The sequence below is a fragment of the Bradyrhizobium nivariense genome, from assembly GCF_029846695.2.
Taxonomy (GTDB): domain Bacteria; phylum Pseudomonadota; class Alphaproteobacteria; order Rhizobiales; family Xanthobacteraceae; genus Bradyrhizobium.
Genome location: NZ_JARWCR020000068.1, coordinates 26,925 through 51,268 on the forward strand (window position 1 = coordinate 26,925; position 24,344 = coordinate 51,268).

The 24,344-nt window shown below is 58.0% G+C and carries 18 protein-coding genes and 3 pseudogenes; 19 read left to right on the plus strand and 2 right to left on the minus strand.

Annotation, left to right across the window (positions count from 1 at the left end):
* Positions 1-470 precede the first annotated feature (470 nt).
* From QCM77_RS36265 to QCM77_RS36280, 4 genes are read left to right on the plus strand one after another with little or no spacing between them, the layout of a single operon-like run.
* A complete protein-coding gene (locus QCM77_RS36265; protein WP_280096167.1) occupies positions 471-2,018 on the plus strand; it encodes an ABC transporter substrate-binding protein in 1,548 nt (515 codons plus the stop codon).
* Positions 2,019-2,039: 21 nt separating this feature from the next.
* On the plus strand, positions 2,040-3,029 hold the full coding sequence (locus QCM77_RS36270; RefSeq protein WP_347882416.1) for an ABC transporter permease: 990 nt from the start codon (positions 2,040-2,042) through the stop codon (positions 3,027-3,029).
* Positions 3,026-3,895, plus strand: coding sequence for an ABC transporter permease (locus tag QCM77_RS36275; RefSeq protein ID WP_280096168.1), 870 nt, complete (start codon positions 3,026-3,028; stop codon positions 3,893-3,895). Before QCM77_RS36270 ends, QCM77_RS36275 begins: the two co-directional genes overlap by 4 nt.
* Positions 3,892-5,556 (plus strand): ABC transporter ATP-binding protein, encoded by a 1,665-nt coding sequence (locus QCM77_RS36280; protein ID WP_280096169.1) that lies wholly within the window; start codon positions 3,892-3,894, stop codon positions 5,554-5,556. Before QCM77_RS36275 ends, QCM77_RS36280 begins: the two co-directional genes overlap by 4 nt.
* Before the next feature lie 152 nt (positions 5,557-5,708).
* Here QCM77_RS36280 and QCM77_RS36285 read toward each other — a convergent pair whose 3' ends face one another.
* Positions 5,709-6,488: an enoyl-CoA hydratase-related protein gene (locus QCM77_RS36285; protein ID WP_280096170.1), complete on the minus strand. Its 780-nt coding sequence runs from the start codon at positions 6,486-6,488 to the stop codon at positions 5,709-5,711.
* Between the two features lie 38 nt (positions 6,489-6,526).
* Between QCM77_RS36285 and QCM77_RS36290 the strand changes: the two genes are divergently transcribed.
* The 12 genes and pseudogenes from QCM77_RS36290 to QCM77_RS36345 all read left to right on the plus strand — a co-directional run bounded on the left by QCM77_RS36290 (position 6,527) and on the right by QCM77_RS36345 (position 18,979).
* Positions 6,527-7,333 carry an SDR family oxidoreductase gene (locus QCM77_RS36290; protein ID WP_280096171.1) on the plus strand — a complete coding sequence of 269 codons (807 nt, stop codon included), beginning with the start codon at positions 6,527-6,529 and terminating at the stop codon, positions 7,331-7,333.
* Between the two features lie 4 nt (positions 7,334-7,337).
* Positions 7,338-8,510, plus strand: a complete 1,173-nt coding sequence (locus QCM77_RS36295) for an acyl-CoA dehydrogenase family protein (RefSeq protein WP_280096172.1) — start codon at positions 7,338-7,340, stop codon at positions 8,508-8,510.
* Positions 8,511-8,957: 447 nt separating this feature from the next.
* On the plus strand, positions 8,958-9,437 hold the full coding sequence (locus QCM77_RS36300) for an Lrp/AsnC family transcriptional regulator (RefSeq protein WP_280096173.1): 480 nt from the start codon (positions 8,958-8,960) through the stop codon (positions 9,435-9,437).
* 863 nt (positions 9,438-10,300) lie between these two features.
* On the plus strand, positions 10,301-11,473 hold the full coding sequence (locus tag QCM77_RS36305) for a M20 aminoacylase family protein (protein ID WP_280096174.1): 1,173 nt from the start codon (positions 10,301-10,303) through the stop codon (positions 11,471-11,473).
* 127 nt (positions 11,474-11,600) lie between these two features.
* Positions 11,601-12,611, plus strand: a complete 1,011-nt coding sequence (locus QCM77_RS36310; RefSeq protein ID WP_280096175.1) for an ABC transporter ATP-binding protein — start codon at positions 11,601-11,603, stop codon at positions 12,609-12,611.
* On the plus strand, positions 12,604-13,620 hold the full coding sequence (locus QCM77_RS36315; RefSeq protein ID WP_462804378.1) for an ABC transporter ATP-binding protein: 1,017 nt from the start codon (positions 12,604-12,606) through the stop codon (positions 13,618-13,620). Before QCM77_RS36310 ends, QCM77_RS36315 begins: the two co-directional genes overlap by 8 nt.
* A gap of 209 nt (positions 13,621-13,829) precedes the next feature.
* Entirely contained in the window at positions 13,830-15,560 is a 1,731-nt protein-coding gene (locus tag QCM77_RS36320) for a peptide ABC transporter substrate-binding protein (RefSeq protein ID WP_280096177.1), read from the plus strand.
* A gap of 77 nt (positions 15,561-15,637) precedes the next feature.
* On the plus strand, positions 15,638-16,651 hold the full coding sequence (locus QCM77_RS36325) for an ABC transporter permease (protein WP_280096178.1): 1,014 nt from the start codon (positions 15,638-15,640) through the stop codon (positions 16,649-16,651).
* A complete protein-coding gene (locus QCM77_RS36330; protein WP_462804377.1) occupies positions 16,644-17,582 on the plus strand; it encodes an ABC transporter permease in 939 nt (312 codons plus the stop codon). Before QCM77_RS36325 ends, QCM77_RS36330 begins: the two co-directional genes overlap by 8 nt.
* 113 nt (positions 17,583-17,695) lie before the next feature.
* Positions 17,696-18,129 (plus strand): annotated as a pseudogene (locus tag QCM77_RS36335) (NAD(P)/FAD-dependent oxidoreductase).
* Between the two features lie 6 nt (positions 18,130-18,135).
* Positions 18,136-18,231: pseudogene (locus QCM77_RS36340) on the plus strand (hypothetical protein); the annotation flags it as partial.
* A 64-nt stretch (positions 18,232-18,295) separates the two neighbouring features.
* Positions 18,296-18,979 carry an NAD(P)/FAD-dependent oxidoreductase gene (locus tag QCM77_RS36345; RefSeq protein ID WP_280096179.1) on the plus strand — a complete coding sequence of 228 codons (684 nt, stop codon included), beginning with the start codon at positions 18,296-18,298 and terminating at the stop codon, positions 18,977-18,979.
* Positions 18,980-19,199: 220 nt separating this feature from the next.
* Here the strand turns inward: QCM77_RS36345 and QCM77_RS36350 are convergent, their stop codons facing one another.
* Positions 19,200-19,676, minus strand: a complete 477-nt coding sequence (locus tag QCM77_RS36350) for an Lrp/AsnC family transcriptional regulator (protein ID WP_280096180.1) — start codon at positions 19,674-19,676, stop codon at positions 19,200-19,202.
* 186 nt (positions 19,677-19,862) lie between these two features.
* Between QCM77_RS36350 and QCM77_RS36355 the strand changes: the two genes are divergently transcribed.
* The 3 genes and pseudogenes from QCM77_RS36355 to QCM77_RS36365 all read left to right on the plus strand — a co-directional run bounded on the left by QCM77_RS36355 (position 19,863) and on the right by QCM77_RS36365 (position 23,829).
* Entirely contained in the window at positions 19,863-21,341 is a 1,479-nt protein-coding gene (locus tag QCM77_RS36355) for an NAD-dependent succinate-semialdehyde dehydrogenase (RefSeq protein WP_280096181.1), read from the plus strand.
* 10 nt (positions 21,342-21,351) lie between these two features.
* Positions 21,352-22,752 carry an aminotransferase gene (locus tag QCM77_RS36360; protein ID WP_280096182.1) on the plus strand — a complete coding sequence of 467 codons (1,401 nt, stop codon included), beginning with the start codon at positions 21,352-21,354 and terminating at the stop codon, positions 22,750-22,752.
* A gap of 162 nt (positions 22,753-22,914) precedes the next feature.
* Positions 22,915-23,829: pseudogene (locus QCM77_RS36365) on the plus strand (bifunctional 5,10-methylenetetrahydrofolate dehydrogenase/5,10-methenyltetrahydrofolate cyclohydrolase).
* Positions 23,830-24,344 lie beyond the last annotated feature (515 nt).

The following is a 24,344-nucleotide window of genomic DNA, read 5'->3' on the forward strand; positions in this document are numbered from 1 at the left end:
CTCCTGAGCCTTGGGCGGCGGTGACTCTCGTGCACCAACTGCCTCGTAATTTCTACTATATGCTGCGTGCGATCTGGGGCCCAAGCGGGGCCAGCGCTTACTGACTAGCGTTGCCAGCGGTCATTAAGTTACGTTTTGTCGTCCCGTGCGCGTTCGCAGGTAAGGCATTTTATTGCACGGGGCACGAACCACTGCTCGTGAACGGCGTGGCCGATAACCCGGCTGGCAATTCCGAAAGTCATATCTTCGGCCATTGCCCCGATCGGCCGCCAGATGACGCCGCACTGAAGTTGGATATGGGCATTCCGCGTCAGCATGTCGAACGAACTGCCTTTCTCGCGGCGTCGCGGCCTGAATGATTTCTGTTGACAGAATGGCAGCGTTTGACGAAATGTCAATAAAGACGCCGGTACCGCCATGTCACGCGGTACATGAAGATGAACAGTAACGATCCCGGGAGAGCGACCAAGATGGCCAACCAAATTCCGAATCGTCGCGATTTCAACAAATCGCTGCTCGCTACAGGCGCGACACTCGCAGCCGGCGCGTCCCCGCTACGTGAAGCCTTCGCGCGACCTGCCCGTGGCGGGCGGCTGCGCGTCGCGCTTCACGTGCAAAGTGCGCAGGACACGCTCGATCCTGCGAAATTCGCGCAAACTTCGGAATATGCGCGCGGCTTCATGCTCTACAACGGGCTCACCCGTATTGATGAGGCTGGGGAAGCTGTGCCTGAGCTTGCGGAGTCATTCGAGTCAAATGGCGACTTAACCGAGTGGTACTTCAAGCTCCGGAAGGGCGTGACGTTCCAGGATGGGAAGACGTTCGATGCTGAGGACGCCGTGTACTCGATCATGCGTCATAAGGACCCGAAGGTTGCCTCTGCTTCCAAGGGCCTGGTCGAAGACATTGTCGACGTGACGGCAGATGGAAAGGACGGCCTTCGGATCAAGCTCAGCGCGCCGAATGCCGACATCCCTGTCCTGCTCGGTACGTTCGGCTTTCTGATCGTAAAGAATGGGACGACTGACTTCTCGACGCCGGTCGGGACTGGCCCCTTCCGGCTCAAAGAGTTCAAGCCGGGCGTCCGCACCGTTGTCACCCGCAACGAGAACTATTTCAAGTCGGGGCGACCCTATCTCGACGAGATCGAGTATTTCGGTATCGCAGATCCAGTCGCGCGGCTGAATGCCCTCATCGCCGGCGATATTCACATGATGTCGGATCTGCGACCGAATGCGATCGACGAAGCAAAAAGAGCGTCGGGAATTGAGGTGTTCTCGACGCGGTGCCCGCGCTTCGTTGAGTTCGCAATGATGTGTGATCGGGCGCCAACGAACAATCCGGATTTCCGCCTCGCGGTCAAAAACCTGCTCGATCGCGAACGGATTGTGAATCAAATCTTGAAGGGCTACGGCGTCGTCGCGAATGATCACTTCGTGATGCCGCAGAGCCCGGTCTACAACAGCTCTCTGCCGCAGCGCGGGGTCGACATCGACAAGGCAAAGTTCCACTTGAAAAAAGCGGGCATGGAGAACGCCAATGTTGAGCTCCACGTCTCGGAAGCCGTTCAGAACAGTATTGAAATGGGGCTTGTGCTGCAGCGCGAGGCTGCTCGTGCCGGACTTACGATCAACCTGAAGCGCGAGCCATCCGATGGCTACTGGTCGAACATTTGGATCAAGCGCCCCTTCCACGCTGTTCAATGGAATCCGCGGCCGACGGAAAGTATCATGGCGACGCTGGTTTGGAAGTCAGGCGCCAAATGGAATGACACTCAATTCAAGGATACGCGCCTAGATCAGCTCATCGATACTGCGCGCGGTACCGTCGACCTAGCCAAGCGCAAGGAGCTCTTTTGGGAAATCGAGAAGATCATCTACGAGCAGGGCGGGAACGCGATCCCAGCTTTCGTCAGCTATATCGATGCTATCTCGAGCAAGGTGAAGGGGCTGAGTCCGATCCCAACGGGCAACCTTGGCGGCTTCAACTTCGCCGACAGCGTTTGGCTCGAGAACTAACTGATCACTTGCTTGGACGGTGTGAAGATCATCTCCCTCTTCGAGAGTTTGCCTATGGTCCAATTGATCGCTCGTCGTGTGCTGCAGGGGGGGCTGACGTTGCTCCTGGTTTCTCTTCTAGTCTTCGTCGGAACTGAGCTGCTGCCTGGCGACGTAGCGCAAGCTGTGCTTGGGCAGAGCGCCACTCCCGAAAGCGTTTCGGAGTTGCGAGCTCAAATGGGTTTGGATCGGCCAGCGCCTCTGCGGTACCTCAGCTGGCTTTTTGGCATCCTGCATCTCGATTTCGGTATGTCACTCGCAAATCAGACACCGGTGAGTGTGCTCATTGGTGACAGGCTCGGACACACGCTCGTCTTGGCGGCTCTGTCCGCGGCCGTGGCGGTTCCGTTGTCATTCGCCATCGGACTGACCGCCGCGACCCGGCCGGCCAGCAAGTTCGACCGTGTCAGCTCTATCGCGGTTCTGTGCGTTGCTGCCTTACCGGAGTTCTTCCTTGCAACTGTCTTGGTGCTCATCTTCGCGGTGAATCTCCGCTGGTTGCCGGCGATCGCGTACGTCACTGAATACCGGTCGATCAATCAGTTTGTAACCTCGCTGGCGATGCCGGTCGCGACCCTCGCCGCCGTCATCATCTCACAGATGGTTCGTATGATTCGTGCAACAGTAGTGAACGTTCTCTCGTTGCCCTATATCGAGATGGCGGTACTTAAAGGCGTGCCGTACCGCCGTGTGATCCTGGTACACGCCCTACGTAACGCAATCGGCCCAATCGCCAACGTCGTCGCGCTCAATCTTGCGTACTTGGTGAGCGGAGTCGTGGTTGTTGAGACGATCTTCGCATACCCAGGTTTGGCGCGCCTGCTCGTCGATGCTGTTTCCTCACGCGACTATCCGGTGATCCAGGCCTGTGTGCTTATTTTTTGTGTGGCCTATATCGGTTTGATGCTGGTTGCCGACATCGCGGCAATCCTCGGCAACCCACGGCTACGACACGCGGCGGTGAAAAAATGAACGCCTTCACAAATAATTCGACCGCCACGTCGCTGACGCCTCGACGAGTTCAGCTGAGCATTGGCGCGCTAATCGCCGTAGCGATTCTCCTTTTTTGGTCCTTCGTAGCTGTGTTCGGTCCATTGCTTGCGCCGTATAACGAGGCAGACATCATCTCCGATCACAACTTGGCCCGACCTGCTGCCGCATTCTTCCTGGGCACGGACTATATCGGGCGTGACATTCTCTCTCGCTTGATGGCTGGAGCCCGGACGACGCTCGGAATGGGGCTAACCGCAACCCTGATCGCCGAGTTCGTTGGAGTGTATCTGGGTTTGTTCGCTGCGATTCGCGGCGGCTTAGTCGACACCCTGATGAGCCGGCTAAATGATGCACTCCTTTCGTTCCCGCACATTATGATGGGCCTGGTCGTCATTGCGGCACTTGGCTCATCGATCCCGGTGCTCATCGCCACGAGCGGATTCATTTACGCCTCGGCGGTGTTCAGGATCGCGCGAGCGCTTGCCATGGAGTTACGAGAGATGGAGTTTATCGAGGCCGCGCGTGCGCGAGGCGAGGGCGTCTGGTGGGTGCTCTATCGGGAGATGTTGCCGAACGCTGCGTTGCCGCTGCTCACCGATTTTGCGTTGCGACTTTCTTTCATCATCTTGTTCATGAGCAGTCTGAGCTTTCTCGGATTGGGCGTGCAACCGCCGGTGGCCGATTGGGGCAGCATGGTCCGGGAAAATATCGAGGGATTGGGATCGGGTTCGCTGGCGCCCATCATTCCGGCAGCGGCAATCGCGAGCATCACCGTTGCCTTGAATCTTCTTGTCGATGAACTGTCATTGCGTTCCGGCCGAGACTACAGCGGGGCGCGCGAATGAACCGCCGCGTCCTTGAGGTTGAAAACCTCACTATCGAAAGCGTCGCGACGCGAGCGCCTGTTGTGCGCGGCGTCAATCTTGCTATCGCGCCTGGGGAAGTGCTTGCCATCATTGGCGAGTCCGGTTCGGGAAAGACTACTCTTGGTCTTACCGCACTCGGGCATATCCGGCCGGGATTGAAGGCTACCTCAGGACGCGTGCTGCTTGATGGAGCTGATGTCCTTACGCTTGACCCTGCCATGCTTTGTAAAATCCGCGGTAGCCACGTCGCGTACGTCGCGCAGAGTGCCGCAGCCAGCTTTAATCCGTCGCTCATGATTGGAGAACAGGTCATCGAGCCGGCGTTAGTTCACCGAATTATGCCCGCCAATCAGGCCCGCGCCCGATCACTTGAACTCTATGGCGAGTTGGCTCTGCCCGATCCCGTTCACATCGGAGCACGCTACCCTCATCAAGTCTCAGGTGGCCAACTGCAACGCCTCATGGCCGCCATGGCGATTTGTTGCGGGCCGAAGCTTCTCATTTTGGATGAACCGACAACCGCCCTGGACGTCACAACCCAAATCGGGGTTCTTGAGGCATTCAAACGCGCGATCCGGCATCAAGGGGCAGCGGCGCTCTACATCAGCCATGATCTCGCGCTCGTGTCCCAGATCGCTGACAGGATATTGGTGATTCATAACGGGGTCGTCCAAGAGGAGGGCAGCTCCGAAGCGGTCATTACTGCACCCAAGGCGCCGTACACTCGTACTCTGCTTGCGGCTTGCAAAAAATGGACGCCGGGTGCCGTTGCTGCGCCCACCGCAATCGCCGGGCCGCCGCTCCTTAACATTTCGAACGTCACCGCTGGTTACGGAAGAAATAGAGACCAAAATCCCGTCGTAGTAGCCGTGAAGTCAGTCGATCTTGTTGTGCGCCGATCTTCGGTACTCGCCATAATCGGTGAATCCGGGTCGGGTAAAAGCACCTTGGCGCGGGTTGTCGCCGGCCTGCTTCCTCCTGCCCGCGGAACCATTCAACTTGCCGGAGAGCGGCTGCCGGATTCTGTCCAGAAACGATCAAAAGACGCGTTGCGCCGCATCCAAATGGTCTTCCAGTCCCCCGATGTCGCTCTCAATCCTGCGCATACCGTTGGGCAAATTCTGGGTCGACCGCTGACCCTCTTCCGAGGCAAGGCTGCCCGCGAGCGCGGCGAGCTAGTGAGAGATCTCTTGGAAATGGTGCAGTTGCCGCCCGAATTTGAGCGGCGCAAGCCTGACCAACTCTCTGGTGGCCAGAAGCAACGAGTCAATCTCGCTCGAGCGCTTGCCGCAGACCCCGAACTTATCCTTTGCGATGAGATCACGTCAGCTTTGGATACGATAGTCGCTGCCTCGATCATCGAATTGTTACGTCGCTTAAGAACTGAGCGCGGATTGGCGTTCATGTTCATTACGCATGACATCTCTACGGCCGCGAGTTTCGCGGATGAGATTGCCGTTATGCATCGTGGCGAAATTGTCGAGCGCGGCCCAACAGACGAGGTGCTGAACCGGCCCCAGCATGCCTACACGAAAATTCTGGTCGCCTCGGTCCCGCAACTTCAGGCCGGCTGGCTTGAAGGCGCTGTGGCCAGGCGGAAGCGGTTGTTGGGGGCCGGCGGCCTCGCCATGGCAGATTGAGAGCGATGATGTGCAAGGAACACAGTCGCGTTCTCCGGCCGTTCGAGAGGCGTGTACGCGTGCGCGGCTGCATTCCATTGTATTCCATTCCCTTGGATCTCTTCGCCCATTGCAGCGCGGTGCCGCCCCCCTTGGTGAACTTGCATAGTCACTCAACGTCCCCGCCAGCGCGGCGGCCGTTTTTCGGCGAAAGCGCGTGGTCCCTCCCTGAAATCCTCGGAAGCACGCAGCCTATGGTAGGCCGGGCACGCGTCGCTCCGCATAACGCGGTACGCTTCGGGCACAGGCAGGTTCTCAGTCTTCAGCATCACCTCCTTGTAGGCTGCAATCGCAAGAGGCGCCGAGGTGCAGATGATGCCCGCAAGTTGACGGGCATGCGTGAGAACCTCGGCTCCGGGCGTGACGGCGTTGACCAGCCCACGTTCGAGCGCTTCATCCGCGCTCATGCGCCGACCGGTGAGAAACATCTCCATCGCGATTGCGTGTGGCAAGCGGCGCGGCAAGCGGAGTACGCCACCCGCATCGGCGATGACTCCGACGCGTGCCTCCGGGAGAAGAAACTCGGCATGCTCAGCTGCTACGACGAGATCGCAAGCGAGCATGAGTTCGAAACCGCCGCCGGCGGCGAGGCCATTCACCGCGGCGATCACTGGCTTGGCAATATCGAACAGCTCCGTAAGCCCAGCGAAGCCCCCCTGACCCCAATCGCGGTCCGGCGATTCCTCAGCGCCGGACTTGAGATCCCAGCCAGCCGAGAAGAAGCGCTCGCCGGCACCGGTAACTATGCCCACACGCAACGAAGGATCGTCGCGCAATATAACGAACGCTTCGCTAAGCGCTCGGCTAGTTGCTCCGTCGATCGTGTTTGCGCTCGGTCGATCCAATACGATCTCAAAAACAGCACCGTTGCGCCGTGTTTGCACGTTCATCATTTCGATTGTCCTCTCGTTGTTTGCCGGGGACATACAGCATGAGACAGATATTTGCGTCAAAACTTTTCGCCGGCCGAGTTGCCCTAGTAACCGGAGGTGGCAGCGGCATTGGATTCGCGATTGCAGAACAGCTGGGCGAGCTCGGCGCCACCGTGGTCATTCTCTCCCGAAGCGCCGAGCGCCTTGCTGCGGCAGCACACCGTCTCCGCGCGAAAGGGATTGCTGTTGATGTGCAAACGGTCGACATCCGCAAGGAGCATAAAGTCGAGGCGGCTTTCGACAGCTTATCTGAGCGCGGGCTCATGCCCGACATTCTCGTGAACAACGCTGGCGGGCAGTTCGAAGCCGCCGCACTGCGCATATCGGCGAACGGATTTCGAGCGGTCGTCGATCTCAATCTCACAGGAACATGGCACGTCTCGCGGGCATTCGCGGGGCACATTATCGCTGTGGGTGGTCGCGGTCGAATTATCAACATTGTGCTTTCTATCTCAGGCGGCTTGCCGGGCTACGCACATAGCGCCGCCGCGAGAGCTGGAGTCATCAGCCTCACCGAGACGCTCGCTCGCGAGTGGGCGCCGTACAACATAACCGTCAATGCAATTGCACCAGGTACGGTCCGGACCAACGGTCTCGCGCAATACGATCCGACGCAGATCGAAGCCGGCATTGACGGCCTGCCCATTCGGCGCATGGGCGAACCGGAAGAGGTGGCCGAGGCGGTCGCTTATCTCGCATCCCCCGCGGGAGATTACATCACAGGCACGGTGCTCTTTGTTGATGGCGGTAAGCATCTGGCGCGCAGCAATTTGAGCTCGCGCACGGCAAAACTAGGAGAGGATTGAGACCATGGATCTGACACTTTCACCTCGCGAGCGCGATCTGCAGGAAAGAGCCGGCTGTTTTGCTAGGGAGCACCTTTTTCCCAACGAAATGTCGATCGAGGAGCATAACACGTTGCCGAGCGACATTTTCTCGCGGCTCAAGGGGGAGGTGCTCGCGGCGGGCTTCAATGCGATCAACCATACGTCCGAGCACGGGGGCCAAGGCTTGTCGTTGTTCGAGCAGGCGCTCGTTAACGAACAGTTCGGGATGGCAACGGGCGGAATCTGGGGCGTGGCATACCAACCCGCAATCCCTCTGAAGGAAGGTAACGCCGAGCAGCGTCGGCGCTACCTGGAGCCATGTTGCCGCGGCGAGCGCACCTATTGCTTTGCAATTTCAGAGGCAAACGCGGGATCCGACCCTCGGCAGGTGAAAACGACGGCGGTCCGACGTGGAAACCGGTACTATCTTTCCGGCGAGAAATGGTTCGTTACTCACGGGGATATCGCCGACTTCATCATGGTGCACGCCCATGTCGATGGAGATCCTGCAAAGCCCACAGTGTTTCTTGTCGACAAGGATCGGCCGGGAGTTCGTATCAAACGCGTGCCGAAGTTCATGCATACCTACATTTCAGAGCATCCTGAGTTCGTGTTTGAGGAGGTGGAGCTGGGGGATGAGGACATTCTTGGTACTATCGGCGGCGGTCTCGACCTAACGAAGGATTGGTTTGTCGAGACCCGTCTCAAGATCGCAGCCCATTGTGTCGGCGCGGCAACAAGAGCTACCGAGATCGCGAACGCCTATGCGGCGGAACGCGTCCAATTTGGTAGATTGATTCGCGACTTTCAGGCGATCGAGTTCATGCTCGCGGACATGGCGGTAGAAATCATGTCAGCAAAATCGTTGGTCTATCGCGTAGCATGGCAGGCATCGCAACGGTCTGACCGAAAGCTAGCTCACGCCCACGCAAGCGCAGTCAAGCTACAGGCGAGCGAGATGGCAGGACGCGTCATCGATAAAGCGCTGCAAATCCTAGGCGGCCGCGGTTACATGCGAGAGAACCCGGTCGAGCGGCTCTATCGCGATGTTCGCGTTGACAGGATTTGGGAGGGGTCGTCGGAAATCCAGCGAGTGGTGATCGGCAGCCAAATCAGGAAACGAGGGCTTGCTACCTATACTGGCTGGATCGACTAAGCTTGGTAGCAGGCGTCTTAAGCTCATCACAACAAAGCGTCGACTGAGCTATCTCTCGGGCGGTGTGCGATCGGGTCCATTTAAGAGTCGGTGGGAACCCGCTGAGATCTAGGCCTTGTTCAGGTACAACCGAGTGCATGCCGATGCCTGTTGGGTGAAGCCGTACCTGCGTTCAGGATAGCAGCAGGAATTTTGGAAATCCTAGGTCCACTTATGGCGCGATCGCATGCTAGGCAGGAGCACCTCAGTTTCTCGTGTGCCGCAGCTCGCGCATTTTGGTAGTCGCGCCGTCATCAAGGTCCCGGCAGGACAGGTTTGCGGTTCATTCGGGTTGCAGTCCTCGCCGCTTCGTACGTTTTTCACAAGGGCACCGTGCGAACGCGCCCATTGTGGGCTACTCATGCGATTATCGAATTCTTGACCTCTCCTATTGACGGCAGCGCAGCCATGGCACTCGACAGAATCGATGTTCGCCTTCTTGATCTCGTTCAACGCAACAATCGCCTAAGCAGTGAGGAACTCGGCGCGAAGGTCGGTTTGTCTGCGTCCGGAGTGCAGCGTCGATTGAAGCGCCTACGATCGGAAGGAGTGATAGAAGCAGACGTTTCAATCATTTGTCCCAAATCGGTCGGGCGAAACGTGACCGTGCTAATCCTCATTTCCTTCGAGAGCGATCGGGCTGACGTCGTAGATCGCTTCAAGCGGGCAATTTGCAAAATGACTGAGGTGATGAGCGGATTTTATGTTACCGGCCAGACCGACTTCGTCCTATTGGTCACAGCAAATAATATGGAAGAATACGATCGCTTTACCCGCCGCCTTGCACACGAAAATCCCGACATAAAGCGCTTTGAAACTATGGTCGTTTTGAATCGAGTGAAGGTAGGCTTCACGTTGCCAATAATTTCTGCTGGTGACCAATCCTGACGCGACCGCGACAATCATCGGTTGAAACGGCAGCAGTTCGTGAAGTTATCAAATGTTTGGTAGCCGGCCGCGTCGCCGGACGGCGCATGATGCGTGCATCATGATACGAGACCCGTTGTTCAAACTCGAGGACCGTCCCTCATATTGGCTCCAGTATCTCGTAGGTAAAGCCATTGCAGAACGGAGTCGTTGCGCCCGACAGAGGAGCCGATGGGATCGCTCTGGTCCAATAGCGCCGATCACCGTCTGCTAAGTGAAAACGATGCTTGCTCGTTTGCGAAGAACTGGAATCGTGCCGAAACGTTCATTTTGCACGCCACTCAATGTTTCCAAAGCTCACATCGCCGCGTGCCTTGCTGTCTCGAAGTCGAACAACATGAAAGCTTCACGTTCTCCAATCGCGCGCAGAAATGCGGCCCTAAGGGGGCATAGATTGGGGAAATTCAGCTGTAGGAGCTGATAGTGTTTGCCGAGATCGAACTTTCGGCTGACCAAGGCAACGCATCAAAAACGCAGGGGGCAACAATAAGCCATTCGGTAAACCGCAGACGCCTTATGCAGGCAAGTGCGCGCCCAACCCTAATCGCGCGTTGGATCTATCGCCGCTGGTGGTGTGGCGCGAGCAGGTCGGACAAGGTGAGAGTCCTGGTGCGCGGCGCCGATGCGCGAAGGCAGCTGACCCTCTAGCTGTACCGAGGTGAGTTTTCGGAATAGGGACATTGTTGCGGCAGATTGAAAATTACCAACGCAACACTGGTGAGGATGTTTGTCGCTGCCGCATCCTCAGCCATCACAAAGCGCCTTGCTAAAGCACGATGACGGCATCAGGGCTTGCCGCAAGCAAAGAGGGGAAGAAGACGAATATGCCCATCGTGAATAGGTTTGCAGACCTCCACGCCGACATAACAGAATGGCGCCGCGATTTCCACGCTAATCCCGAGCTCGAATTCGACGTTCACCGGACCGCTGAGATAGTGGCCGAGAAGCTGAGGCGGTTCGGCGTTGACGAGGTCGTTACCGGCATCGGCAAGACAGGCGTGGTTGGCGTCATCAAGGGCAGGCAGACGCACTCGGGGCGCGTTGTCGCCATGCGCGCCGACATGGATGCGCTCCCCATAGTGGAGGCGACCGGCTTGCCGTATGCTTCCAAGATCGAAGGAAGAATGCATGCCTGCGGCCACGATGGCCATACCGCAATGCTCCTTGGCGCTGCCAAATATTTGTCTGAGACGCGCAACTTCAATGGCACGGCGATCGTCATCTTCCAGCCGGCTGAGGAGCTTGGCGGAGGCGGGCGCGAAATGGTCAACGACGGCATGATGGAGCGCTTCGGCATCCAGCAGGTCTACGGCATGCACAACTATCCCGGCGTGCCGATCGGCGAGTTCGTCATCCGTCCCGGTTCGTTTATGGCGGCGTCTGACCCGTTCACTATCGACATCGAAGGACTCGGGGGGCATGCCGCGCTGCCCCACACTTGCATCGACACCACGCTCATCGGAACACAAATAGTTAACGCGCTCCAGTTAATCGTGTCGCGCGCCGTCGCTCCAATCCAATCGGCTGTCGTCTCAGTGACCTCGTTTCATACCGACGGCGATGCGTTCAACGTCATCCCCCAGACACTCCAAATGAAGGGCACCGTACGCACGCTTGATGCTGGGGTACAGGACTTGATCGAGGAGCAGATGAACCGCATTGTGGATCATACGGCCAAGGCGTTTGGCGCGAGGGCAGTTCTCAACTATCAGCGTGGCTATCCGATCACACGTAACACGGAAGCTGAGACCTCATTCGCTGCGAATGTTGCTGCCGAGGTGGTAGGCCCAGATCGCGTTAATCGCAACTTTCGGCAGCTGCTCGGTAGCGAGGACTTCTCATACATGCTGAACGCCCGACCCGGCGCTTTCATCTTTCTCGGGAATGGCGACACGGCGGGCGCGCACCATCCAGAATTCGATTTCAACGATGAAGCAATCCCCTTCGGCTGCTCCTACTGGGCGAAGATCGCCGAGCGGGCCATGCCACCCGAGTAAGTCCGAAAATTCGTTTTTTACAGCCAGTTGATCTTGATGTGCCGCAAATATCGCGCAATCGGATGGGCTTGGCGCATACAGCCTGCAGATCGGGCCGACGGAAAGGAGAGTTTTTGTGGAGCCGAGATTGCGCGCAACCAATGACAGCCCGGTCCTGCAGGTGTCCGACCTGCGGACTGTTTTCAGGACACGCGGAGCGACGGTCCACGCCGTGAACGGTGTTAGCTTCGAACTTCGGCCCGGCGAACTGCTCGGCGTGGTCGGCGAAAGCGGCTCTGGCAAGAGTGTCACCATGATGTCGTTGATGAAGCTCATGCCGAGTCCCCCCGCGGAAATTGTTTCCGGTACGGTCCGTCTCGCCGGTCGCAATCTCCTGACGCTTGACGACGGCGAGATGCGCAAGGTTCGCGGCCGCGAGGTCGGTTTCATCTTCCAGGATCCTATGACCTCGCTGAACCCGGTATTTACTATAGGGTTCCAGCTCATCGAGCCGCTGCGCGCCCATCTCGGCCTATCAAAGAAGCAGGCGTTCGACCGCTCTGTCGAGCTCTTGCGAATAGTCGGCATCCCGTCGCCGGCTCTGCGAATGAATGACTTTCCGCACCAGTTTTCCGGCGGCATGCGTCAGCGCGTCATGATCGCCATGGCGCTCGGCTGCGACCCCAAGGTGCTGATAGCGGACGAGCCGACCACAGCGCTCGACGTTACCATCCAGGCTCAGATTCTCGATCTCATTCGCAGGCTGCGCAACGAAATTGGCATGGCGACCATCTGGATCACCCACGACCTCGGCGTTGTCGCCGGCATCGCCGACCGCGTCCTGGTGATGTACGGCGGCTTCGTCGTCGAGCATGCTCCGGTCCAGGTCCTGTTCGAGCGTCCTCTGCACCCTTACAGCAAGGCTCTCCTTGGCACACTGCCGGCGCTCGGCCGTGACGGCGAGGAGCGGCTGCGCAGCATTGGTGGTCAGCCGGCACTCCTAACTGCTTATCCGTCCGCTTGCCCGTTCGCGCCTCGCTGCCCCAACGCTTTTCCCCGCTGCCATGCGGAAAACCCTGCCTTGGTCGCGATCGAAGCTGGGCACGACGTCGCGTGCTGGTGGGACATTGAGAAGGGGCAGCCGCGCCATGATGCGTGAAGCTTCCGCTACTGATGCCGCGGTCCCCTCCAAGCGCACGGACACGCTCCTGAAGGTTGATGCTCTTTCGGTGCGTTTTCCGATCTTCAAGGGGATCCTGCGCCGCCAGGTCGGCACCATCTCGGCGGTCGACAATCTCAGCTTCGATGTTGCGAGGGGCAAGACGCTCGGTCTGGTCGGGGAATCGGGCTGCGGCAAGTCGACGGCTGGACGCTCCATTCTCCGGCTTTGCGAGCCGACGGCTGGGCGCGTGGTGTTCGACGGGATCGACATCACGCGCGTGAAAGGTGAGGAGCTGCGGCGTATGCGGCCGCGCATGCAGATGATTTTCCAAGATCCGCAGGCTTGCCTCAACCCTCGCATGACGGTGGGGGCAATAGTCGCCGAGCCGCTGGACGAACAGGGCACGATAAGGGGGAAGGAGAAGCACGAACGCGTGCGGGAACTGCTCAATGCCGTTGGCCTCAACCCGGGATTCGCCGACCGCTATCCGCACGAATTCTCCGGCGGCCAGCGCCAGCGTATCGGCATCGCGCGCGCCCTCGCGCTCAATCCCGATTTCATCGTCTGCGATGAACCGATCGCTGCGCTCGACGTCTCGATCCAAGCTCAGGTCGTCAACCTTCTCGAAGATCTCCAGGATCGGCTGGGCCTCACCTATCTTTTCATTAGCCATGATTTGGCGATGGTTGCTCATCTGGCGGACCATGTCGCTGTGATGTACCTCGGCAAGATGGTCGAGATGGCGCCGCGCCCAGCGCTCTACCAGCAGCCGCTCCACCCGTATACACAAGCCCTTCTTTCCGCGGTGCCCATTGCCAATCCACAGATCGAGCGCCAGCGCGAGCGAGTGATTCTAGTTGGCGATGTGCCGAGTCCCGCCAATCCACCTCCTGGTTGCCGCTTCTGCACGCGCTGTCCGATCGCCATGGAGCGCTGCACGGTGGAGCCGCCCGATTGGCGCAAAGTGGCCGGCGACCGGTATGTCGCCTGTCATCGTATCGAATGACGCTCAATGGGCGCGATACCCGTTCAATCCGCTACGCTTCAGCTAAGGAGCAACGCGGGGCGGAGCGTGGGAGGCACAGGACCAGTCGTCGTCATGCTCCGCGGGGCAGGCCAAATTGGCGGCGGGCGCTTTCCGCGGCGACGGTTCCGGAGGCAAGCAAAGGGGGAAAACCAGTGCGATGGAAGTTCAACCGAGGGGAGCAAATGACAATGCTGACTAAGAATGACATGCTAAGTCAAAAAGCCATATTGGGCGCCGCGACTTTGGTCGCGCTGACCATATCGCCTGCAATTGCCGGTCGCGGAAGCGATGGCGAACTAAAGCTTCTTTACTGGCAGGCCCCTTCGATCCTCAACCCGTACCTTTCGGGCGGCATCAAGGATGTCGACGCCTCTTCCCTCGTGATCGAGCCTCTGGCCCACTACGATGAGAACGGCAAGATCGTGCCGACTCTAGCGGCCGAAGTGCCGACATTGGGCAACAATGGTATTTCGAAGGATCTGATGTCGATCACCTGGAAGTTGAAGCCCGGCATCATGTTTTCAGACGGTTCGCCGTTTACTGCCGACGATGTGGTCTTCACCGCCGACTACTGCATGAACCTCGCTAGCGGCTGCAACTTCTTGAAAAATTTTCAGGACGTCACAACGGTCGAGGCCCTCGATCCCCTGACCGTGAAGATCAGCTTCAAGGTTGCAAAGGCCTCGCCTTATGGGCCGTTTGTTGGCTCGCAGGTGCCAGTGCTTCAGAAGGCCCAGTTCAAGGATTGCACGGGCGCCAAAGCCCCACATTGCACGACCGCGAATTTTGGTCCTATTGGCACCGGGCCGTTCAAGGTCGTCGATTTTAAAGCCAACGACCGGATCCGGTTCGTCGCCAACGGCTATTATCGCGAGCCCAACAAGCCAGCCTTCGCCAGCGCCCTTTTCAAGGGCGGCGGCGACGCAGCCTCAGCGGCGCGTGCGGTGCTTGAGACCGGGGAATTCGACTATGGCTGGAACCTCCAGGTCGAGCCCGATATCCTAAAGCAGATGCAAGCGGCGGGAAAGGGTAAGCTCAACGTCGCTTTTGGCACCGGCGTCGAGCGCATTGAGACCAACTTCACCAATGCCGACCCGTCGCTTGGTGCCGACAAGCGCTCGGTCTACATGGACGGCAAGAATCCCAACCCCGTCCTTTCCGACTCGGCGATGCGAACGGCCCTGTCGTTGGCGACCGATCGTCAGGTCATCGTCGATGCCGGCTACGGCAGTACAGGCAAGGTGACCTGCAATGTGGTTCCCGCACCAGAAGCCATCGCCTCGACTACCAATGACTGGTGCAAAACGCCGAACATCGACAAGGCCAACAAAATCTTGGACGACGCGGGTTGGATGAAAGGAGCTGACGGCGTACGCGTGAGGGAGGGTGTCAGGGCCCAAATTCTTTTCCAGACCACAACCAACTCGGTGCGCCAGGGTACCCAAGCACTTTTGAAGCAGATGTGGCAGCAAATCGGCGTCTCTGTCGAACTCCGCAATATTAACGCGTCGGTGTTCTTCGGCAGCGATCCGTCGAGTCCGGATACTTATCAAAAGTTCATGGCCGACCTGGAGATGCTAGCCAACAGCATGAGTGGCATCGATCCAGAGGTCTATTTGGCCAGCTGGACTTGTGGAAAAATTCCGCAGCCCAGCAACAATTGGATCGGCCCCAACGGCTCGCGATACTGCAACAAGAACTACGACGCTCTCGCCGGAGAACTCGGTCAGGCCGCTGAACCCGACAAGCGCGCTAACATAGCTAAAATGATGAACGACATGCTGATCGCAGACGGCGTCATCATCCCATTGGTCCACGTCGGCAAGGCTTCAGGCATCGCCAACAGCATCGGTGGCGACAAGATGAACGCCTGGGATTCCGAAATGTGGAACATTGCCGATTGGTACCGTACCAAATAGGGGCTTCGGTATCATCCCTTCGGGGCATACGAGCCCCCGAGGGGACCCTGCGGATCGGGACTATCAAAGGCGCAAGCATGTTTAACTACACCATCCGGCGCATACTGATCGCGATACCGACGCTGCTAGTTATCAGCTTCGTCATTTTCTCGCTTCTGACGCTCGCGCCAAACGATCCGACCAGCCAACTGCCGCTGACCATCCCGCCCGAAGTCCGCGAACAAATCAAGCTGTCACTCGGTCTCGGCGAGCCGTTCCCAATCCGCTACATGAAGTGGCTTTTCCAATTCTTCGTCAACGAGCCGCTCAACATCCTGCATGCGTCATTCGGAATTGATGTGGGTGATCCTTCAACCCGTCTGCGGATCACCTCGTGGTCAACCCGTAGCCCCATCGTCGACCTCATCGCCGAACGGCTGCCGCAGACTCTGAAGGTCGTCGGCTTCTCCTATCTTGTCGGCGTCGTCATCGCGCTGCCCATCGGCATTATCTCTGCCTACAAGAAATACTCCTGGTTCGATCAGATCGGTACACTCATCTCGATGATTGGTTTTTCTGTGCCAACCTTCTTCACGGGCCTGCTGTTTATCATAATCTTCTCCGTAAACCTGCATTGGTTTCCATCAGTCTATGACACTTCGCTGCAGGTGACGAATTGGGCCAGCTTCGTCCAGCAGCTCAAGCAGATGGCCATGCCCGTGGCGGTGCTCGGCCTCTACAACGCCGCCCAGATCAGCCGCTTCATGCGCGCCTCGATGCTAGACAACCTGCAGCAGGACTACGTGCGAACCGCCAGGGCAAAGGGCATGAAGGAGAGCGTCGTCGTGTTCGTCCACGTCTTCAGAAACAGCCTCATTCCGGTGGTGACAGTGATCGCGCTTGGCGTGCCCCAGATTTTTGCCGGTGCGATCATCACCGAGCAGATCTTTCGCGTCAACGGCCTCGGCCAATTGCTGATCAACGGTATTCAGAGCGCAGACATGCCGCTGGTGCAGACCCTGAACTTCATCTTCGCCGTGCTGATCGTTCTCTTCAACCTGATCGCCGACTTGCTTTACGGCCTTCTCGATCCGCGGATTCGGTATGACTGAACTAGACTTCGCCACTAAGCCGCTGACGAATTCTCTCTCAGCAGAAGCCGACCGCGCCCCCATATCTCTATGGGCAGACGTTTGGCACCAGTTCTGCCGCCACCTGGGCGCGCTGGCCGGTGTCGGCGTTCTTGCCGCGCTTGTGGTGATCGTGTTAGTCGGGCCGTATATCTGGACCGTAAGTCCGCAGCTGCTCGATATCCGTAACGCCAACAAAGCCATGAGCCTCTTGCATCCGCTCGGCACCGACAATCTCGGGCGCGACACGCTCGCCCAAGTTATAGCGGGCGGACGGGTGTCGCTGTCAGTCGGCGTTGTTGCCATGCTGATCTCAATCGTGCTCGGCACTACGATCGGCTTGCTCGCCGGCTATTTTCGTCGTCTCGACGGGCCGCTGATGCGCTTCACCGACCTGTTTTTGGCCCTGCCGCTCCTGCCTCTCTTGCTCGTCGCCATCATGCTGTTTCGCGACGCGTTGCGCGGCCTCTTCGGCCCCTCGATGGGTATCTTTCTTCTGATCGTCTGCGTCATCGGCATCACCAGCTGGATGCAGACCGCCCGCGTGGTCCGTGGAGAGGTCTTGGCGATCAAGGGGCGCGAGTTCGTCGTGGCTGCCAAGAGCTTCGGGACGCGCGATTACCGCATCATGCTCCGCCATATCCTGCCTAATGTGCTCTCGCCCATCATGGTTTCGGCGACGCTCGGCGTCGCCTCGGCGATCATGACGGAGTCGGCGCTATCGTTCCTCGGTCTAGGCTTCCCGCCGGATTTCCCGACCTGGGGACGGCTGCTTTACGACGGCGCCAATTTCATGACAATCAGCCCATCGCGGGTGGTCTGGCCGGGTCTGGCGATCTCGCTGACCGTTTTGTCGGTCAATTTCATCGGTGACGGCCTTCGAGACGCGCTTGATCCTCGACTAAGGCAATAACCGACGTTTACAGCGTCCTCGGCCACGTGCTGCGCGACGCTCGGATACTTTATTGGCCAGGAGTGCCTCATGTCCCCGCCGCTCAACAGCATACAAGCGACGAGCGCCTGCCAGTGCAGGTTGATATTGCTATCATCGGCGGCGGCGTCAGCGGTATCTCGGCAGCCTATCATTTGGCAAAGAGGGGGCATTCTGTCGCACTGGTCGAGAAAGGCCATGTCGGAGCGGAGCAGTCGAGCCGCAACTGGGCTGGTGCCGACAAAAAGGTCGCGCACGCGACCAAATTCCGCTTGCCCGCGAGGCTTTGCGCCTTTGGGAGGACATGCAGGTGGACGCCGGTGTCGACACCGGCTTTCGACGTACGGGAGTCTTGTTTCTGACCAAGAATCCGGACGAATTGGCTAGCTGGGAGAAATGGACTGAGATTGCGCGCGAACAGCAGGTCCACTTGTCGGTTTTGACGCCCGCCGAGATCGCCACGCGCGCGCCCGGTAACGTTGGCGGCTGGGTCGGCGGCCTGCACACGCCGAGCGACGGACACGCCTAGCCTTCAATGGCCGTGCCGGCGCTTGCAGCGGCTGCGCGTAAGCACGGCGTGACCATCCATCAAGGATGCGCCGCGCGCGGGCTCGAGACCCAAGGAGGACGGGTGAGTGCTGTAGTGACCGAGAAGGGCACCATTCACGCGCAATCCGTGCTGCTCGCCGGGGGGGATGTGGTCATCACTGTTCTGTCGGCGCCACGGCATCGAGCTGCCAATCGATCTCGTCAACGCAACTGCATGTCGCACAACACCAGCACCGGAAATCTCGTCTGGTGCCCTCGGTACGGAGTCATATTGCATTCGCCGCCGCCTCGATGGCGGATTCACACTCGCGCTGCGCAACCGCGGCACGGTAGACCTGTCACCCGATCTCTTTCGTTATGCGTGGGCGTTCTGGCCGACCTACCAGCGCCGTCGGAAGGAGGTGAAGCTGTCGTTCGGACGGTCGTTCTTCGCTCAATCCATGCGTGGAACGAGCTGGAGCTTCGATCGACCTTCGCCATTCGAAGCTGAACGCATACGTGACCCGGCGCCGGACATGTCGCTCGTCAAATCGGCACTCGCTTCCCTGATCAAATCGAATCCCGAGTTGAAGGACATCGAGATCGCGGAAGCCTGGGGCGGTACGATCGATTGCACGCCCGACACTATTCCGGTGATCTCTTCCGTGGACGCTCTGCCGGGCTTCTTTCTGGCGACAGGTTTCAGCGGCCACGGCTTCGGCATTGGTCCCGCTGCTGGCATGCTTGCAGCAGACATCGTGACGGGCGACGCAACCCTAGTCAATCCGGTTGCGTACAGACATATGCGCCTTATCGACGGTCGGCCGCTCGCCCCAGTTGGCTATTTCTAGACTACGGCGACATCTTGGTCGAGACAAGTGCTGTCCGCAGCCCGCAATGAGCCCGCTTGTTTACGGTGCTCGATCTAGGACGTCCAGCTATAGACCGAAGTCATTAATCCACGCACGTCGAAAGCAGCGAAGAACAGAGGAAGTTATGATGTTGGTTTGGCAAATGCGAGTAAGCGTGAAAATACCAGAAACGCATAGATCCCCGGGGGCGAGACCCGGATCAATCCTCAGAGGGATCTTCGATTGGAACGGCAAAGCCGGCCTTTACGCGGTCCATTATGACCATCGTCGTAAAGCCCTTAATAACAGAGTTCTCATAGAAGAAGCGCCGGGTGAAGTGCTCATAATCTTCCATCGTACGCGCCGTAATGTACAGGACAAAGTCGGCGTCCCCCGTGACGTAAAATCCATTGACGATTTCGGCTGACGCCTTGATCGCCTTTTTGAACCTGTCAATTATGTCTGAGCGCTCCCGCTCGAGACTCACTAGCACAAGCATTTGAATAGGTCGTCCTACCGCCTTCGCCGAAACGATCGAGACATCGGCCTCGACGATGCCTTTCGAACGAAGCCTCTTTAGGCGCCGTTGGCACGCGGTAGCAGAAAGCCCCGCCAACTCGCCGACCATCTCCGAAGTCAGGCGGTTGTTCTTTTGCACGATTTCAAGGATACGCGCGTCTATTCGGTCGTATTGCATAGCGAACTCCAACCTCGAGGCGTATTTCGTCGCAGAATACCCGTGGCTTGCAGGAAATCGTCCGAAGGCCGAAAAACGCGACGCAAATATGTTTGCAATGTCAGTATCGTAGTTGCTTAGGAATTTCAACAAATGAGCGCTCGAGACTTTCAAATGGCCCTTCAAACACGGCACAAGAGTCCGCCCTTGACTGGTCTTGCTGTCAAGCATTTGCAAAAGCTGCGCCGTCGCGACTTTATGGAAGGGAGCGCATTCATCGACGGTCTGTGGATTGCGAGCGAGGAACGAGACGCGGTTGTCGATCCAGCTACTGGGGAAGAGATTGCCAACGTTGCGCGTTGCCGTGCTGCGCATATGGATCTAGCGATCTCAGCGGCTAAACAATCGTTTGCTGCATGGCGAGAACTATTGCCGGCGAGGCGCGGCACAATTCTTAGGTCTTGGGCATCATTGATGCTCAAGCATTCGGAGGAGCTCGCCATCCTAGTGACCAGCGAGCAGGGCAAGCCGGTCGCTGAGGCGCGGCATGAAATTGCGTATGGTGCAGCATTTCTCGATTGGTTCGCTGCGGAGGGGGAGCGCGCGTACGGAGAGACGATTCCCAGCCACAGACTTGGTAGTCTGCTTCAAGTCCGAATGCAGCCAGTTGGTGTCACGGCTGCAATTACTCCTTGGAATTTTCCTGTCGCTATGATTACGCGGAAGGCGGGAGCGGCTCTTGCAGCTGGTTGCCCGATAATTGTGAAGCCTGCTCCCGAGACGCCACTCTCTGCTCTTGCCTTGGCTAGATTGGCTGAAGAAGCTGGCATTCCGCGCGGCGTGTTTCAGGTGGTGGTTGGGGACTCTGTCGAGCTTTCGGCGCCTATGTTGCGCGACTCAGAAGTACGAGCTCTTTCGTTTACCGGTTCTACCGAAGTAGGGCGTCTGCTTTTGGAAGGGGCGGCCGCCACAGTAAAGAAGGTGTCGCTCGAACTCGGAGGACACGCCCCTTTCCTCGTCTTTGATGATGTGGACCTTGGTAAGGCAGTGAAAGGGGCGATGGCCGCAAAGTTTGCTACCTCGGGCCAGGATTGCTTGGCCGCCAACCGGATCTACGTGCAAAGAGGCGTCTATAGCTCCTTTGTCGAAGCATTTGCTGCGGCAACGGCCCGACTGAAGGTTGGTCACGGTCTGCAACCTGAAACGGATATTGGCCCAATGACGAAGTTGTCCGTCGCCAACAAGTGCAGGGCCCACATCGATGATGCGTTGAAAAAGGGAGCTCGAGCTTTTTGTACCAATCACGCCGCCAGATTTTGTCCAAACTTCGTTCCTCCGACGCTGCTCAGTGATGTCACTGAAGATATGCTAATTGCGCGTGAGGAAACGTTTGGGCCGGTGGCTGCCGTCCTTCCGTTTGATTCTGAAGAAGAAGTTGTCGCAAGAGCCAATGCTAACGAGATGGGACTAGCGGGATATATCTACACGGAGAACCTAAGTAGAGCGCTCCGACTGTCTGAGCAAATCGACTGCGGCATGCTTGGTATCAATACAGCATCATTCACAGGACCCCCTATTCCATTCGGGGGCTGGAAGCAATCCGGCCTTGGTCGCGAGGGCTCGCGACACGGCTTAGCGGAATACATGGAATTGAAGTACGTCTGCTTCGGCGATTTGGGGGCGTAGGAGAACAGGCATGATTAATACCAAGGCTATCGCGGAACGAGATCGCGCGAGCGTTCTGCATCCCTTTACTCAGCTCAAGGATTTTGCCAGTGGTAAGATCGGTGATCCCACAATCATTACTGGAGGCAAAGGCATTTGTATCAATGACGCGGAGGGGCGCAGCTACATCGACGGCTTTGCTGGTCTCTATTGTGTAAATATCGGCTACGGTCGCACCGAGGTGGCCGAGGCCATTGCGCGACAGGCTTTCAAGCTCGCATACTACCACACTTATGCGGCCCACACGACCGAGGAACTGGCGACCCTCTCGGATCGTCTGATACGGATGGCGCCCGGCAGGCCAAGCAAAGTGTTCTTCGGACTGTCCGGATCGGACGCCAACGAAACCCAAGCAAAGCTCGTCTGGTACTATAACAATCTCCGTGGCCAGCCTAAGAAGAAGAAGATTATCTCGCGTGAGCGCGGCTATCACGGCTGTTCCGTAGTTTCCGGTTCGATGACCGGTATGTCGTTTTACCACGATCACATGGATCTTCCCTTCCCGGGCATTCTGCATACAGGTGCACCACATCACTATTGGGGCGCTGAGCCAGGTGAAACGGAAGAGGCCTTTTCTTGCCGCCGTGCGGCCGAACTTGAACAGTTAATCGTACGAGAGGGGCCCGAGACAATCGGTGCCTTCATTGCTGAACCGGTGTTGGGTACGGGGGGTATTACACCCCCTCCTGCTGGCTACTGGCGTGAAATTCAAGCCGTGCTCAGGCGGTACGACGTTCTTCTTATCGCCGATGAGGTGATCTGTGGATTCGGTCGAACCGGAGCTGACTTCGGAAGTATGCTTTACGGGATTGAGCCTGACCTGGTGACCGTCGCCAAAGGCTTGACGTCAGGCTACGTGCCGCTATCGGCTGCCATCATCGGCGAGAGGGTTTACGCGGTTATGGAAGAAGCAGCCGATCGAGTCGGGGCATTTTCGCACGGATATACCTATTCCGGGCACCCGATTGCAGCCGCTGCAGCCAACGCAGTTCTCGATATCTTCGAGCAGGAGCAATTAAGCGAGCGCGCCAGAATTCTCGGCTCGATCTTCAATCGACGGCTTAAGGAACAGTTTGCGCAGCTGGAGATTGTCGGCGAAGTGCGAGGAGTCGGGTTACTCGGCGCTATTGAGTTCGTTGCGGATCGCCACACGAAGCGACGATTCGAATCGCAACTCAAAGTGGGCGCCCGCATCTCGAAAGCTGCCCGTGATCGGGGACTTATCGTACGAGCAATGCCGCATGGAGACATTCTTGGTTTTGCCCCGCCCCTCATTGTCTCCGAAGCCGAGATAGATCAGATTATTGATCTGGCGTACCGCGCGACCAAGCAAGTAATGGACGAACTCGCGAAAGAATCGGCGATCTCTTAAAGCTGGAAGCAGTTTGCAGTGGTCGAGAGCGCGAACTGGTCGGCCCTTGTCTTAGCAACGCATTCGACGCGGGTGCCTAGGTATAGTGCTTGTACTCGCTCTCGCGCCAGACACTCAAGCTCATCAAGGCGACGCAGTGGAGGGCCCGTGCTCCCGACCGAGATGAAGACGCGCCGAAAAGTTAATCATAAATGCTATTCGAATTGGTGGGAAGCAATCGCCGAGGCTTTGCGCACTCGCATCGCGCGCGACGGGGCGCTGCTCCAAGCCAAATACAATGTTACCCCTGGCCTAGCCATGGTGTTAGCCGGCGAGGATCCGGCCAGCTCGTCTTACGTGAAGACTAAAGCCAGACATGCGCAGGCCGTGGGATTCATATCTCGACAATTCCTGTTGCCGGACAATGTTAGTCAAGCCGAGTTGCTAAGGCTGATCGAGGAGCTTAAGATTGACCATTCGATCGATGGAATCCTCGTTCACCTTCTGCTGCCCGGGCACATCAACCGTTGGCGTGTGCTGGAGGCCATCAATCCGGCTAAGGATTGTGGACGGGTTTCACCCCTACAATGTTGGAAGATTGGCAGCTGGTCGACCAGCTCTTGCCCCTTGTACTCCGCTGGGGGGCCATCTCAAGACTGTTGTGAGCGACTTGAATGGGCCAGACATTGTTGACATTGGTCCTTCAAACGTCGTCGGAAAACCTGTGGCACTTCTGCTCGGCGATGCCCGATGTACCGTGACAGGTGCGCAGCTTCAGACGCGAGACCTGCCGGACCTCTGTCGAGACGCCGACATTGTAGTCGCTGCGCCCAGTTGCGCGGGGCTGGTCCGTGGAGAATGGCTCAAGCCAGGCCCGATTGTCATCGGCGTCGGCATCAATCGTACAATCGATTCGACCAGCACTGCCAAACTCGTCGGAGATGTGGCGCTTGCCGAAGCGAGCGCGCGAGCTACATAACGCCGGTGCTAGGAGGTGTCGGACCTATGACTGTCGCTTACTTGCTTGCGAACACTGTGAATGGGCAGTGTCGGGAAGAGGGTTGTCGTTCGTTATGCATTGCGGTGCCATTCATCTGATGATGCTGCCTCTGAGAGCAAGTTTGTAGAGGTTGATTTGCAGCAGACAAACTAGAAGGATCCCGGCGCAAACGTGACGGTTGCCGGCGGTTGCATGCATTCGCTCTGTTCTTCGCCTGACCGCCTTGTTCATCCGGTCTGCGCCTTCGCCTGCAGTAACGTGCGGACTACACCATGCCGATAACCTTCCGCGTCATCGACGGAACGCTCAAATCTTCGTCGTCGCTGTGGTTGAGCGAACTTCACCTATGCATAGGAGCGAGCGGTCCTGCCGCTTGGTTCAGGTCACATCAGAGTCTCTGCGCTTGGCTCGACGCGAAGCCTGTCACACCAAGCACGCCTATGCACCTCAACCGGTGGCCGCAAACGCTTTCTGTTCCAGCGGACCTGAACTGCCCCGGGTTTGCCGGAGGCCATTTGGTTTAAGTTATGCCGCCATGGCCGGTTGTTCCAGCATGGCGTAGTAGCGTTGCTCGGCTTCGGCCGGCGGGATGTTGCCGATGGGCTCCAGGAGC